This window comes from Dermatophilaceae bacterium Soc4.6 (genome assembly GCA_039889245.1).
Classification (GTDB): Bacteria; Actinomycetota; Actinomycetes; order Actinomycetales; family Dermatophilaceae; genus Lapillicoccus.
On record JAZGVH010000002.1, the window covers coordinates 3,876,646 to 3,890,749 of the forward strand.

At 73.8% G+C, this 14,104-nt stretch carries 12 protein-coding genes; 5 read left to right on the forward strand and 7 right to left on the reverse strand.

What is annotated here, in order from left to right; all coding sequences use genetic code 11:
• The first annotated feature begins 23 nt into the window (after positions 1-23).
• From priA to V3N99_18175, 3 genes are read left to right on the forward strand one after another with little or no spacing between them, the layout of a single operon-like run.
• Positions 24-800 (forward strand): bifunctional 1-(5-phosphoribosyl)-5-((5-phosphoribosylamino)methylideneamino)imidazole-4-carboxamide isomerase/phosphoribosylanthranilate isomerase PriA, encoded by a 777-nt coding sequence (priA, locus tag V3N99_18165; protein MEO3938660.1) that lies wholly within the window; start codon positions 24-26, stop codon positions 798-800.
• A complete protein-coding gene (locus tag V3N99_18170) occupies positions 797-1,219 on the forward strand; it encodes a RidA family protein (protein ID MEO3938661.1) in 423 nt (140 codons plus the stop codon). The genes priA and V3N99_18170 overlap by 4 nt, the downstream gene beginning before the upstream one ends.
• Complete coding sequence (locus V3N99_18175; protein MEO3938662.1) at positions 1,216-1,995, forward strand: SseB family protein; 780 nt, start codon at positions 1,216-1,218, stop codon at positions 1,993-1,995. The genes V3N99_18170 and V3N99_18175 overlap by 4 nt, the downstream gene beginning before the upstream one ends.
• A 43-nt stretch (positions 1,996-2,038) precedes the next feature.
• Here the strand turns inward: V3N99_18175 and V3N99_18180 are convergent, their stop codons facing one another.
• From V3N99_18180 to V3N99_18210, 7 genes are all read right to left on the reverse strand, one after another.
• The gene (locus V3N99_18180) at positions 2,039-3,304 is read right to left on the reverse strand and encodes a DUF1501 domain-containing protein (GenBank protein MEO3938663.1); all 1,266 of its coding nucleotides are present in this window, start codon (positions 3,302-3,304) and stop codon (positions 2,039-2,041) included.
• Complete coding sequence (locus V3N99_18185) at positions 3,304-4,617, reverse strand: DUF1800 domain-containing protein (GenBank protein ID MEO3938664.1); 1,314 nt, start codon at positions 4,615-4,617, stop codon at positions 3,304-3,306. Before V3N99_18185 ends, V3N99_18180 begins: the two co-directional genes overlap by 1 nt.
• Before the next feature lie 63 nt (positions 4,618-4,680).
• Positions 4,681-5,925 carry a DUF1501 domain-containing protein gene (locus tag V3N99_18190; GenBank protein ID MEO3938665.1) on the reverse strand — a complete coding sequence of 415 codons (1,245 nt, stop codon included), beginning with the start codon at positions 5,923-5,925 and terminating at the stop codon, positions 4,681-4,683.
• Entirely contained in the window at positions 5,925-7,238 is a 1,314-nt protein-coding gene (locus V3N99_18195) for a DUF1800 family protein (GenBank protein MEO3938666.1), read from the reverse strand. The genes V3N99_18190 and V3N99_18195 overlap by 1 nt, the downstream gene beginning before the upstream one ends.
• 103 nt (positions 7,239-7,341) lie before the next feature.
• Positions 7,342-8,790: a HAMP domain-containing sensor histidine kinase gene (locus tag V3N99_18200; GenBank protein ID MEO3938667.1), complete on the reverse strand. Its 1,449-nt coding sequence runs from the start codon at positions 8,788-8,790 to the stop codon at positions 7,342-7,344.
• Positions 8,791-9,537: a response regulator transcription factor gene (locus V3N99_18205; GenBank protein MEO3938668.1), complete on the reverse strand. Its 747-nt coding sequence runs from the start codon at positions 9,535-9,537 to the stop codon at positions 8,791-8,793.
• Positions 9,538-9,585: 48 nt separating this feature from the next.
• Complete coding sequence (locus V3N99_18210) at positions 9,586-9,915, reverse strand: DUF952 domain-containing protein (protein ID MEO3938669.1); 330 nt, start codon at positions 9,913-9,915, stop codon at positions 9,586-9,588.
• Positions 9,916-9,994: 79 nt separating this feature from the next.
• On the opposite strand from V3N99_18210, the gene V3N99_18215 reads away from it, so the two are divergent.
• Positions 9,995-11,287 carry a DUF445 domain-containing protein gene (locus V3N99_18215; protein ID MEO3938670.1) on the forward strand — a complete coding sequence of 431 codons (1,293 nt, stop codon included), beginning with the start codon at positions 9,995-9,997 and terminating at the stop codon, positions 11,285-11,287.
• A 197-nt stretch (positions 11,288-11,484) separates the two neighbouring features.
• A complete protein-coding gene (locus V3N99_18220; GenBank protein MEO3938671.1) occupies positions 11,485-13,872 on the forward strand; it encodes a hypothetical protein in 2,388 nt (795 codons plus the stop codon).
• The last annotated feature ends 232 nt before the right edge of the window (positions 13,873-14,104 follow it).

Consider the following 14,104-nt stretch of genomic DNA (forward strand, 5'->3'; position numbering starts at 1 on the left):
CGTTCGCAGGAGACGCATCCATCGTGACCCAGCCCAGCCCGACCGCCCCCTCGTCGACCGGTGCTCCCGCCGCCGGCCGGCTCGAGCTGCTGCCCGCCGTCGACGTCGCCGGTGGCCGTGCCGTCCAGCTGGTGCAGGGGGTGGCCGGCTCGGGCGGCGAGTTCGGCGAGCCGCTCGCGGCGGCGCTGGCGTGGCAGGAGCAGGGCGCGGAGTGGCTGCACCTCGTCGACCTCGACGCCGCCTTCGGCCGCGGCAGCAACCGCGAGGTCATCGACGAGATCGTGGGCCGGCTCGACATCCTCGTCGAGCTGTCGGGCGGCATCCGCGACGAGGAGTCGCTGACCACCGCGTTGGCCACCGGGTGCCGCCGGGTCAACCTCGGGACGGCCGCCCTCGAGGACCCCGCCTGGACGGCCTCCGCGATCGCCGCGCACGGCGACCGGATCGCCGTCGGTCTCGACGTGCGCGGGACCACGCTCGCCGCTCGCGGCTGGACCCAGGACGGCGGCGACCTGTGGGAGACCCTCGAGCGACTCGACGACGAGGGCTGCGCCCGCTACGTCGTCACCGACGTGCGCAAGGACGGCATGCTGGCGGGCCCGAACCTCGAGCTGCTCGCCGAGGTGTGCGGGTTCACCGACCGCCCGGTCCTCGCCTCCGGCGGGGTGTCCACCCTCGAGGACCTGCGGGCGCTGCGGGATCTGGTGGCCCGAGGGGTCGAGGGCGCCATCGTCGGCTCGGCCCTCTACCGGGGCGGCTTCACCCTGCCCGACGCCCTCGACGTGGCCGGTCGCCCGTGAGCGAGGCCCGCCTCGGCTCTGGCGGGCCGTGGGAGCAGGCGTTCGGCTACTCCCGCGCCGTCCGGGTCGGCAGCCGCATCCTCGTCTCCGGGTGCACCTCGACCCGCGACGGGGTCGTCCACTTCCCCTCCGACCCGGCCGCCCAGCTGCGGCTGGCCGCGGAGACGGCTCTGGCCGCCGTCTCCGAGCTCGGGGGCACGCTCGACGACGTCGTCCTCACCCGCCTCTACGTCACGCACCGCCGTGACTGCGAGGCCATCGGCCGCGCCCACGGCGAGCTCTTCGGCGCCGTCAGACCGGTCGCGACGATGGTCGTCGTGGCAGGTCTGCTGCACCCTGACATGCGGGTCGAGATCGAGGTCGAGGCGGTCGTCGGTGCCGCCACCAGCCTCCCGCGACCCGAGCAGGCCCCGGTATGAGCCGGGCCGACCGGCCGGGCCCGTCCGACAGCGCCGGGCTGCCCTGGGCCGGCCGTGACCTCACCCCCTCCGGCTTCGAGGACGATGACGGGTCGGCCGACGCAGCGCTGCTGGCGTCCCTCGCGGCTCGCGGGGCCGACCCCTCGCCCGAGACCGATGTCGCCCTCTTCGCACTGGTCCGGGCCGCCCGGTGGATCGTGCCGGTGGTCGCGGCCCCGGCAGAGACCGAGACCGGCGAGACCGGGCTGCTGGTCGAGAAGCGCACCGACATGGCGGTCGTCACCATCGTGGGGCCCGACGGACGACGGGCGCTGCCGGTCTTCACCTCCGCTGCGGCCCTCGCACGCTGGGACGCGTCGGCCCGCCCGGTGCCCGTGTCCGCCGACCGGGCCGCCCAGGCGGCGGTCGCCGAGGGCTGCGACGTGCTCCTGGTCGACGTGGGGAGCGAGGGACCGACCGAGCTGCGCCCCAGCATGGTCTGGGCCCTGGCCCAGCGTGCCTCCTGGCTCCCGGCGTCGACCGACCCGTTCGTCGCGAAGGCGGTCGCGGTCGCGGTCGCGTCGGAGCCAGCCGTCGTCACCACGCGGCTCGAGGACGGCTCACCGCCCGGTCAGGGCGTGCTCCGCGTCGTCCTGGCCCTGCGGCCCGGTCTCGACGGGCCGTCCGTCGAGGCGCTGGCCACGCGGGTGGGTGAGCGCCTCGCCACCGACGGTGAGCTGCGGGCCCGGGTCGACGGCCTGGCCTTCGCCCTCGAGCCCGCCCCGGGCACGACCTGACCTCGTCGTGGGCGGCCCCGGCGAGGCTCGCGCGGGACGGACGTCAGGTGAACAGGCCCAGCGGAGCCCGGTCCGCGCCCAGCACCCGCGCAGGGTCGGCCTCCAGGACCGACCGCAGCACGTCGGCGTAGACGGAGCGGAAGTCGGTGGTGACCTTGAGGTCACCGTCGTCGAGGTCGGTGAGCGAGGGCTGGTCGCCGTAGAACCCGCCCGTCACTCCCGTCCCCATCACGAGCACCGGGCCGGCCGTGCCGTGGTCGGTGCCCTGTGAGGCGTTGGCCCTGACCCGTCGACCGAACTCCGTGTACGCCATGGTCACGACGTCCTTCGCCCTCGGGTGGTCACCGAGCGCCGTCCGGAAGCCGGACAGCGCCTTGTCCACCAGGGTCAGCTGGGTGGTCTGGGTGCCCTTCTCGTCGGCGTGCGTGTCGAACCCGCCGAGCGACACGGTGTAGACGCGGGTCGGCGCTCCCATCCGGATGCACCGGGCGACCAGGCCGAGCTGCTGGGCGAGCGCGTCGGCGCCCCTGGCCTCCGCCCCGGCACCGGCTCCGGCGGCCTCGGCGCTGGCCCCGCTGACCACGGGGGCGAAGGTCGTCTGGACCCTCTGGACCGCGGCGTAGGACTCGACCACCTGCCGGGCGGCGACGGAGTCCTTCGGGTCGCTGGCCGCGAAGTGCCCGAGGATAGGCTCGCGCCCGCTCCCGACGGGCGCCCGCCCCACCGAGAGGGCCGCCGCGGTCGCACTCGTGCCGACCGCCAGCGGCGGGAGCACGTCACCGATGTTGAGGGCCAGCAGCGGGTCGTCGCCGGCGGTGTCGAGCCAGCGGCCGATCCAGCCGGTGTTGACCGGCGCGTCCGGTGAGGCGGTCTGCCAGATGTCCATCGAGCGGAAGTGGCTGTGATCAGGCCGGGGGTAGCCGACCCCGCGCACGACCGCGAGCTGCCGGTCCTCCCACAGCTGGCCGAGGCCGGTGAGGCCGGGGTTGAGCCCCAGGGCCTCGTCGAGGTGGATCACCTCGTCGGCGCCGTAGGCGAGCCCGGGTCGGGCGCTCTGGTAGGCCGGGTCGGCATACGGGATGACGGTGTTGAGGCCGTCGTTGCCGCCGTACATCGTCACGAGCACGAGCACGGCGGAGCCGGCGGCGAGCGGGTCGACGGCGGCCCGGTGCACGACGTCGTCCCACGTCACCTTCGCGGCGCCGGCGAGCACACCGGCTGCCGCGATGCCGCAGGAGGCCCGCAGCAGGGTGCGTCGGGTGAGACCGTCCAGCGGCTTCTTCGGGTCCAGTCGGGGGATCGCGGGCATCAGTTCACCAGGTACTCGGGGCTGACCAGCGCCGCGGCGACGAGCTTCATCGGGTCGCTGGAGACGGTCCGCAGCGCGACGACGCTGCGGTCGGACAGGGAGGGGATCGCCAGCAGGTGCGCGACGGCCTCGATGCGCGTGCCCGGGGCGGTCGAGCGGATGGCGTCGAGGTCACCGGCGCCGGCGAGCCTGGTCGCCGCCCGCAGACGGGTCTGGGCAGCGGCGGTCGACAGCCACGCCTGGCCGCTCGGCCAGCCGCTGACGTTCGGAGGGGCGAAGGGCACCTGCCCGAGCCCGTTGAGAGTCGAGACCAGCGCCTTGACCTGCTTGTCGTCCGTCATGGGCACCTGCAAGGCACGCACGGCACCGATCGCCCACTCGACCGGTGACACGACGAGCGAGCCGGTGCTCGCCGCCATGGCGGGGTCGGTGAGCATCGCCCGGAACATCGCGCTCAGGTCACGACCTGAGCCATAGGCCGCCGTCACCCGCACCAGCTGCTCGGCCGTCGGCGGGGTGGGCGAGACGAGCAGCTGCCACCAGCGGGTCGCGACGAAACGGGCCGAGGCCGGCTGGGCCAGCACCGCGTCGACGAAGCCGATGGCGTCGAGGTCGCCGGTGCGCCCGAGCACGGTCTTGCTCCTGCTGTCGTGGCGGCTGGCCACGAGCGTGGCCGTCGCGTCGGCGGTGACCTTCCAGCCCGTGAGCGCCCGCGCCCCCTCGCGCACGTCCTGCTCGGTGTAGCCGCTGCCGTGCCCCAGGGTGAACAGCTCCATGAACTCGCGCGAGAGGTTCTCGTTGGGAGCCGTGGCCGTGCTCTTCTGCCCGTCGAGCCAGACCAGCATCGCCGGGTCGACCACCAGGGCCCGGGCGAGCTCGGTGAACGACGCCCTGCCGAGGCGACGCAGGGTGGCGTTCTGGGCCAGCACCAGCCGGGCGTCGCGCACCTTGTGGATGTCGGTCGCGAAGTGGTTGTGCCAGCCGAAGGTGACCTTCTCGACCAAGGGCTGACCGGTCGCCGCCATCCGGCGCAGCCACCAGCCCGTCGCTGCTGCGCGGTTCGTGCGCACCACCTCGTTGCGCCGCTGACGCTGCTCCCGGGTCTGGTCCTTGCCTCCCGCCGGCACCGCGGCCGGCGTCGGCGCAGGGGTGGACCGCGTCCCCGGGTCGGTGCTCGGGTCGGCGGCGAGCGCCGCGTCGAGCCACCGGCCGGCGCCGCTCCGCACGGCGGCGTCGACCTCGCTCCCGGTCGCCCCGAAGCCGGTCCGGCGCAGGAGCCGAGCCGTGGTGGCCCAGTCGGTCGATGTGGTCATGGACGACAGCATCACCCCGCAGTGTTCGAGGAGGGTCAGGGCCCGGTCAAGGTCTGGCGGGGGTCAGGTGCGGAACAGCCCGAGGGGCTCGGGGTCGCTGCCGAGCACCGCTTCGGGGTCGGTGCGCAGCACCTGACGAAGCACGTCGCCGTAGACCCGGCGGAAGTCCGTCGTGGTGCGCAGGTCGCCGTCGACGAGGTCCGTGAGGGACGGCGCGTCGCCGTGAAAGCCGCCGACCACCCGATCACCGGTGATCAGCACGGGCCCGCTCGTGCCGTGGTCGGTGCCGTGCGAGGTGTTGGCCCGCACGCGCCGCCCGAACTCCGAGTAGGCCATGACGACCACGTCGGCTGCGCGTGGGTGGTCGGCGAGCGCATCGCGCAGGGCGGACAGCCCCTGGTCGAGCCGGGTGAGCTGGGTGGTCTGGGAGTCCTTCGCGTCGGCGTGGGTGTCGAAGCCGGAGAGCGACACGGAGTAGACGCGGGTGGGTACCCCGAGGCGGATGCAGCGCGCGACGACGTCGAGCTGTTCGGCGAAGGTCGGCCCCGCCGTCAGCTCGCCGTGCAGGGGGCGGAGCGTCGCCCGCACGGACCCGGCCGCGGCATACGACGCCACCACGTCGGCCAGGGCGGGGGAGTCGGAGCGGTCGGGTGCGGCGAAGTGGGCGAGCACCGCGCTGGCGGACGTCCCGTCGGGCAGGGTCATGGGCGCGCCCGCCAGCGCGGCGGCCGTGTGGGTGGCGCCGACGGCGAGGGGTGGCAGCACGGCGCCGACGTGCAGGGCCAGCAGCGGGTCGTCCGGACCCGCCCGGCGGGTGTCGAGCCACCGGCCCACCCAGCCGGTAGGCACGGGGGTCTGCGGCGAGGCGGTCTGCCACACGTCGATCGCGCGGAAGTGACTGCGCTCGAGCTGCGGGTGACCCACGCCCCGGACCACCGCGAGCCGCCCCGTCGACCACTGCCCAGCCAAGCCGGACAGGCCCGGGTTGAGCCCGTGAGACTCGTCGAGGGCGATGACCTCGGCGGCGCCGAAGGCCAGACCGGGGCGGGCGTCGTGATAAGCCGCGTCGGCGTAGGGGACGACCGTGCTGAGCCCGTCGTTACCGCCGTAGAGGGTCACGAGCACGAGGATCGGGGTGCCCACGTCGAGGGGCCTGCTCTCGGCCTGGCCGAGCACCTGCTCCCACCCGACCTGCGCGGCCCCCGCGATGATCCCGGCCGACGCGAGCCCGCACGACGCCTGCAGCAGCATGCGTCGGGTGAGGCCGTCGAGGGGCAGACGGGGGTCCGCAGGGGGGAGGAGTGGCATCAGACGACCATGTTCTCGGGGCAGACCAGCGCCGCGGCGACGAGGGCCGCGGGGTCCCGGACCAGGGTGCGCAGACCGACGACCGTGCGGTCCGAGAAGCCGGGGAGGCCGAGCAGGTGGGCGACCGCGTCGACCCGTCCCGACGGTGAGGTCGCCTCCAGGCCGTCGAGCTCGGCCAGACCGGCGAGCCACCCGGCGGTCGTGAGCCGCGTCTCGGCGGCGCCCGTCGAAAGCCAGGCGCGGCCGGCGGGCCAACCGCCGACGTTGGGCGGGGAGAAGGGCTCCTGACCGAGCGCCCTCAGCGCGGCGACAGCCGTCCGGGCGCCGTCGTCGTCGAGCGACAGGTGCAGCGAGCGGGCGGCCCCGACGAGCCAGTCGACGGGAGGACGCACCAGCGAGGCGGGTAGAGCCTCGACCTCGGGGTCGGTGAGCAGCGAGGTGAGCATCGCGCTGAGGTCGTGCCCGGGTCCGTAGGCCGCGGCCACGCGGCGCTGCACGCCGGCGGGCGCCGTCGACGTCGACGACACGAGCACGGTCCACCACCGACCCACGAGGTGCGGCGCCGCAGCCGGGTGGGCCAGGACGGTGGCGAGCAGGTCGTGGGTGTCGAGCGGTCCGGTGCGACCGAGCACGGTCTTCACACCGCTGTCGTGCCAGGCCGGGGTGAAGCCCGTCGTGCCGTCTGGGTCGACGACCCAGCCCGAGAGGGCTCGGGCCGTCTCCTGCACGTCGAGCTCGGTCCAGCTGGCCTGGCGGCCGAGGCAGAAGACCTCGAGCAGCTCGCGGGCAAGGTTCTCGTTGCGCCGGCCGGCCGCCGTGGCGGAGCCGTTGAGATAGGTGAGCAGCGCACTGTCGGTGACCATGGCGGTCAGGAGACCGGTGTAGGTCGAGCAACCCAGGCGGCGATGGGTCTCGTTCTGCGCCAGCATCATCCGGGCATCGCGCACCACGCGTGCGTCGGTCGCGAAGAGGTGGTGCCAGGCGAAGGTGACACGCTCGGTGACCGGGGTCCCCGTGGCGACCATCCGGCGGACCCACCAGCTCGCGAGAGAGTCGCGCTGCTCGCGCAGCACGCCGTTGCGCGCGCGGCGCTCGCTGCGGGTGGGATCCGGCGTCAGCGCGGGGACCGGCTCGAGGAGCGGTGGCGGGGTCGACAACGACCCGGGGTCGGTGGCCGGGTCGGCGGCCAGGGCGTCGGCGAGCCACCTCGAGCGTCCGGTGCCGGCGACGGAGTCGACCTCGCTGCCCGTCGCCCCGAAGCCCGCTCGGCGCATCAACCGCGCCGTCGCCGACCACGTGTCACGTCCCCCCATGGCTACAGGATGCCGAATTGTGACGATCCGCGTTGTCGCTTTGTTCAAAACGCGATGTTCGTGGTGCCTGACGTCGAGCTGAAGCGAGGATGATCCGGGCGCCTCAGCGGTTGAGGGGCAGCGTGATGGTGAACCTCGCGCCACCCTCGGGCGCGTGCCCGGCCTCGACGGCCCCTCCGAGGCGCGTGACGATGCGCTGGACGATGGCCAGGCCGAGTCCGGTGCCCACCGCCCGGATGCCCCGGTAGCGCTCGTAGAGCACGGAGCGGTCGAAGGCGACCGGCAGGTCGGCGTCGGTGAGCCCGGGGCCCCCGTCCCGCACCTCGATCGAGGCCGACGGTGGCCCCTCCGCCCCCGCCGCCCCCTTCGAGCCCGCACCGGTGGGCAGCCGCCCGGCATACCCCACGGAGACGACGATCTGACGTCCGGCCGGGGTCACCCGCAGGGCGTTCTCGAGCAGTCCGTCGACCGCCTGCCGCAGGCGCTGCGGGTCAGCCAGGACCGGAAGGGCCTCGGCCCGCCGCTCGACGGTGAACGGCACTCCCTGGGCGGCACAGCGCTGCTGCCAGACGCGGGCGACCTCGTCGGCGACGGTGACCAGGTCGACGCCCACGAGGTGGATGCTCATCTCGCGCGCGTCGAGGCGCGCGAGGTCCAGCAGGTCGGCGACCAGCCGCTCCAGACGGGCCGCCTCGGCGCCGATGACCCGACCCACCTCGGTCAGCCGCTCGGGTGGGATGACGCCGTCGGCCAGGGACTCCGCGTAGCCCGTGACCGCAGTGAGGGGGGTGCGCAGCTCGTGCGAGACGGAGAGGAGGAACTCCCGCTGACGGGCCTCGGAGTGGGAGAGCGCGGCCGCCAGGTGGTTGACCGAACCGGCCACGTCGGCGACCTCACGCGGGCCGGTCTCCGGGACGGCGACGTCGCGGTGGCCGGCGGCCAGGGCCTGGGCCGCGGCGACGGTGCGGCGCAGGGGCAGGGCCAGGCGCCACGCGACGAGCAGCGCCAGCCCGGCCGCGACGACGCCGGTGACCACGAGCGACCAGGTGAGCTGCGTGAGCGCATCGCGGCTCAGCGCCGTGGCGTCCCCTCGGCGCTGCGCCAGCACCAGACCACCCGCCTCGGTCGCCCTCGCCTCGACGAGGACGACACCGTCGTCGCGGTCGAGCCGCAACGAGAGCGACCTGCCGGCGGCCACGGACTGCACCTGCTCGGGGGTCAGCGAGCGACGGGCCAGAGGGTCGCCGACCAGGACCTGCGCACCGGAGCCCACGACACGCAGGACCGCGATCTGGATGTTGAGCGACTGCAGCGCCCGGCGGGCCCTCGCCTGACCGGCCTCGGCGTTCGCACCGGTGGCGGCAGTCGCCTCCGCCTCGTCGGCGATGGCGGCCAGGGCACCGCGGGCCGTCTGCTCGCTGGCCCGCTGCAGCAGGTTGACGCTGATGACCCCGCCGACGAGCGAGGTGAACAGCGCCACCCCGACGGCCAGGGCCGCGATCCTGGCCGCCAGGCTGGTGCGGGATGCGCCGTCCGCCGCTGTCGTGACCACTCAGGTCGGCTGTCGCGAGGCGACGCCGCGCGGCGGTTGCGCGCAGTAGCCCACGCCGCGGACGGTGCGGATGACGTCGTCGTCCCCGAGCTTGGCCCGCACCTGGGCGACGTGCACGTCGACGGTGCGTCTCCCGGAGGGAGTGTCGGAGCCCCAGACCTGGTCGAGCAGCTGCTCGCGCGTCCAGACGCGCGCCGGTGTGGCCATGAGGTGGGCGAGCAGGTCGAACTCGGTGGCGGTGAAGGGGACGTCGACGTCCCGCACGGTCACCCGGCGCTCGTGGGGCAGCAGCCGCACCTGACCCAGGACGAGCCTGTCGTCGGCCTCGCGCTCCTCCTGGTCTCGAGCGGCGAAGCTGCTCCGGCGCAGGATGCTGCCGATGCGCGCGATCACCTCGCGCGGGGAGAAGGGCTTCGTCACGTAGTCGTCGGCCCCCAGCTCGAGCCCGACCACCCGGTCGACCTCGTCGTCGCGTGCGGTGACGAAGAGGATCGGTGTCCAGTCCCCCTCGGCCCGCAGGGCCCGGCACACCTCGATGCCGTCGAGACCGGGCAGCCCGATGTCCAGCAGCACGACGGCGGGCCGCCGCGAGCGCACGGCCGCCAGGCCCGCGATCCCGTCCCGCTCGACGTGCGCCCGGTACCCCGAGAGCTCGAGCTGCAAGGTGATCATCGTGGCGATGGAGGGGTCGTCCTCGACGACGAGGACCTGCGTCGGCTCTCCTGGGGGCGGCGGATCGGACGGCACCCCGGCAGCCTACGGCGGCGCGGGTGGGCGGACGCGCAGTGTGTCGCCTCAGGCGTGCGGGGGAGCGAGCTCGATCGTGCCGACCACGGCGGCCAGGTCGAGCGGGCCGTAGACGTGGGCGAAGACCTCCCCGGTCGCGGGGTTGCCGATCTCGCGGACCACCGGGCTCGTCAGGGCGGACTCGTCGACCTCCAGCAGCAGCAGGGGCCCGCTGACGTCGCCGTAGAAGGCGCGACGCACGACCGGCCACTGCTCGGCGTCACTGCAGTGGATGAAGCCCTCCTCCTGCAGCGAGCGTCCCCGGGTCGAGCGGGTGTACTCCCCGGCCCGCTGGGCCTGCGCCCACTCGGTGGGGTCGGCCAGGTGGTAGATCGTCACGTCGGGCACGCTACCGCGCGCTGGCGCGTTGACGGACCGGCCTCGGATAGGTTCGGGTCCCAGACGACGAGGAGACCACGTGAGCCACAGCAGTGCGGGGGGCCCCGCCCCCGGTCTGGCCATCGCGTCCGACCCGGTCGCCGACGCGGAGCGGGCGCGGGGCCTGCGCCAGATGCGGCTCGTCGCGCTCGCCCTGCTGCTCGCCGCCGCCGTCGTCTTCCTGCTCACGCTGCACGCGGAGCCGGCCTCGGTCGTCGGGTTCGTCCACAAGGGCGCGGAGGCCTCGATGGTCGGCGCCATGGCCGACTGGTTCGCAGTGACCGCGCTCTTCCGCCACCCGCTCGGACTCCCCATCCCGCACACCGCGCTCATCCCGAGGCGCAAGGAGATGCTCGCGCGCAGCCTGCAGGACTTCATGGGGGAGAACTTCCTGCGCGAGGAGATCATCCGCGAGCGGGTCCTGTCGGCGAAGGTCGCGGCGCGCGTCGCGCGGTGGCTCCTCGTGCCGACCAACGCCCGCCGGGCGGTCGACGAGGCGGCGGGGGTCCTCACCTCGGGCCTGCACCGGCTGAAGGACGAGTCGGTCAGCGAGCTCGTGCAGGAGGCGGTCCTGCCCCGGTTGCGGCAGGAGCCGATCAGCCCGGTGGCCGGCAGCCTCCTCGCCGAGGTGGTGGCCGACAAGGCCCACTACGGTCTGGTCGATCTCGGCCTGGGCGAGGCCTACCGCTGGCTCTCCCTCAACCGGGCGGCCTTCGGCCAGATCCTGCAGGAGAGGGCGCCGACCTGGGTTCCTCAGATGGTCAACGACTTCGTCATCAACCGGGCTCACGTCGAGGCGCTGCGCTGGGTGGCCGACATCCGCGACGACCCCGCCCACCATGCACGCCTGGCCCTCGACGACCTGCTGACCCAGCTCTCGAGCGACCTGCTGCACGACGAGGAGACGATGGAGCGCGCCGAGCGCCTCAAGCTGCGTGTCCTCGACCACCCTCAGCTGGTCGAGACCGCGCTGTCGCTGTGGCGGGCCTTCCGATCCGCGCTGGTGGCGGCGCTCGCCGAACCGGATGGGCCGCTGCGGACCCGGGCCCGGGAGGAGCTCGTGCGCGCGGCCACCCAGGTGAGCGAGGACGAGGTCCTGCGCGACCGGTTCGACCGCTACCTCGCCGACCTCGCCGTCTTCGCCGTCGAGCGCTACGGACAGGAGCTGACCGACGTCATCTCGTCGACCATCAACCGGTGGGACGGGCGCGAGACCGCGCGCCGGGTCGAGCTCTTCGTCGGCCGGGACCTGCAGTTCATCCGCATCAACGGCACTATCGTGGGCGGCCTGGTCGGTCTCGTCATCCACGCGGTCGCGGTCGTCGCCGGCTGAGTCGGCCCCGCCCGAAGTTCCTGATTGCTAACGCGTATCCGACCGAAGAATCCTGATATAAAGGTATTTCTCCCACCCTGCTGTTCGCCGTGCACCGCTCGTGCGTTCTGCCTCCCCACATCCCCCCACCTCTCCCCGCTCTGACCTCACTGGTCTCCGAACGCCCCCGGTGCGCGGCGCAAACCCCGGAGCCCCCCATGCCCCCCCACACCCCACGTCACTCCTCCCTGCCCCCGGTGCCCCTGGTGCCGTTCGTCGTCCTGGCCGCCCTCGTCGCCGTCCTGGCCGCGGTCCTTCTCCCTGCCCTCGCGCTGCCGGCGTCCGCCTCGCCCGCGGTCGGTGCCCCCCCGCCGGTCTCCGGTCCCGCCGGCCACGACTACGCCGTCGACCACTTCGGCGATCCGTGGGACTACAGCAACGCCTCCGACATCCTGACCGATGCCGGGCCGGCCCTCGGCATGTCGAGCATCGGGATGTCCGGCGGCTCGCTCGCCGTCCACTTCTCCGGCAACGGGTACGTCTCCCCCATCTGGGGCGGGTACGGCGGGTCGATGCTGCTCGGGCGTGACGGCGCCCGTGATGGCAACCAGCTGGTCACCAGCACCTACCGCACGGTCGCCTTCCAGGCGTACAGCAGCGCGACCGTTGCCGCGGGCCTGCTCTGGTTCAACTGCGCCGGCGGCGGTGTGTCGCAGTCCTGCGGTGGGGGGATGCCCTTCACCCTCCAGGCCGGCTGGCACACCTACGTCATCACCCCCGGTGCCTCGAGGTACAACGGGTGGAACCTCGCCTGGGGCGGCTCGGTCAACGGGTTGCGTCTGGCGTCCACGCCGGGCATCGACCTGCGTCTCGACTGGATGCGGGTGGTCCAGCCCGGGTCCGGGACCAACGTCTCGTGGGTCAACCCCAGCGGCGGTACGGGTTCGGTCCTGTGGAGGACCGTCACGTCGGCGCAGCCGGGTGCGGGCTCGCTCGGCACCGTCTCGGGGACCTCCGGCACGATCAACGTGAGCGAGCTGCCCGCGGGCACCTACCAGGTGGGCGTCGCCGACAGCAGGGGATCGGTCGCCGCCTGGCACCAGGTGACGCTGAGCCAGCCGCTGCCGCGCATCCTCACGCCCAACGAGGGCGGTGACCGCGACTACGCGACCCAGGTGCTCCACGACCCGTGGGACTTCCGCAACAGCTCCGACCTCGCTGCGCTCGGCAACGCCACGGCGGCGAGCTGGGCGGGTGGGCAGTTCTCCGCCACCAACACCACCAACGACCCCTACGCCATGATGCGGATCGGGTCCGGTGGCATCGACGGGACGACCTACCGGCACCTGACGGTCAGCTCCGCCTACTCCGGCCCCTTCGACCTGCGCGACGTCGCCGGCGGCGGGACCATGGCTCGGGTGCAGTGGCAGCGCACGGACCACGGGTGGGGCCAGACCAACGACCTGCTGACCTACAGCGGCTCGAGCACCATCATGGCCGACCTGGCCGGCCCCGCCAGCCTCGTCCTCGAGCCCGATGCCGTCAGCGTCCCCTACAACAGCTCGGCGCGGGTGTCCCTCCTGCGGTGGGACCCCAACGAGGACCGGGGGCCGCGTCGCTGGTACCTGCGCAGCGTCCAGCTCCGCTCGGACTTCCGCACCACCGGTGACTTCGTGGTCAGCTGGACGGATGCCGCCTACGCCCCCGGAGGAGTCGCCACTCTCGTGGCCGACACCGACCGCACCGGGTGCGACGGCACCACGGTGGCCTCGAACGTGCCTGTCGCGGCCGGCACCAACCGCACGGTGTGGAACACGCGGGGCCTGCGGGGTGGCGTCTACTGGCTCTGCCTGCGCATCACCCGGGCCGGTGGGTCGACCACGGCGTATGCCTCGGGCACCGTCGTCGTCGGCGCGAACCCCCCTGCGCCCGACCAGAACCCCGTGCTCTCGTGGGACGGCGGCGGCCTGGTCGCCACCCCCGCCGGCGTTCGGTACTCGGTGAGCGGATGGGCGTTCGACCCCAGCGCACCGCAGGACGCCGTGAACGTCGACGTCTACGACCACCGGCCCGACGGCTCGGTCTCCGGCGTCCGGCTCACCACCGGCGGAGCGCGTGCTGACGTCTCCGCGGCCTACCCCGGCACGCGGGTGGGCACTGGCTACTCGACCGTGATGGCACCGACGCCGGGGCGCCACTCCTTCTGCCTCTACGTGATCAACATCGGGGCCGGGGCCCACCGCAGCATCGGGTGCCGCACCGTCGACATCCCCAGCCCCATGGGCCACCTCGACGGCGCCAGCGCCTCCGGAGGGCAGGTGCACGTGTCCGGCTGGGCGGTCGACCCCACCAACCCGACGGCCCTGATGACGGTGCACGTCTACGTGTTCGCCCCCAACGGAAGCCACACGCTCACGGCCCTGACCACCGGGGGTGCCCGGTCGGACGTCGCCCGGACGTTCGCCTGGTCCGGACCCCTGACCGGCTACCTCGGCGGTGTGCCCACCGCAGGCTCGGGAGCCAGCAACGTGTGCGTCTACGGGATAGCCGTGCAGCAACCGGCGCACAACCCCCTGCTGGGGTGCACGACGGTCGCGGTGCCCTGACACCGCCCGCTGGTCACCCGGCGTCCGCTTCGGAGGGGGCGCCGGGTGGCCGTTCGGTCGGGGGCCGAGTCACTGGTAGTCTGGAGGAGACCAAGTGGGTGCCAGCATCGGGCCCACTGTGCAAGAGGAGCCCTCGGGCTTCCACCCGCGCCGACCTCGGTTGCGGGTTCCGGTCCACGTGGCGGCTGATCCTGCGGGGTCACGTCGTCGCGACGACGGACGGCTGTCCCCT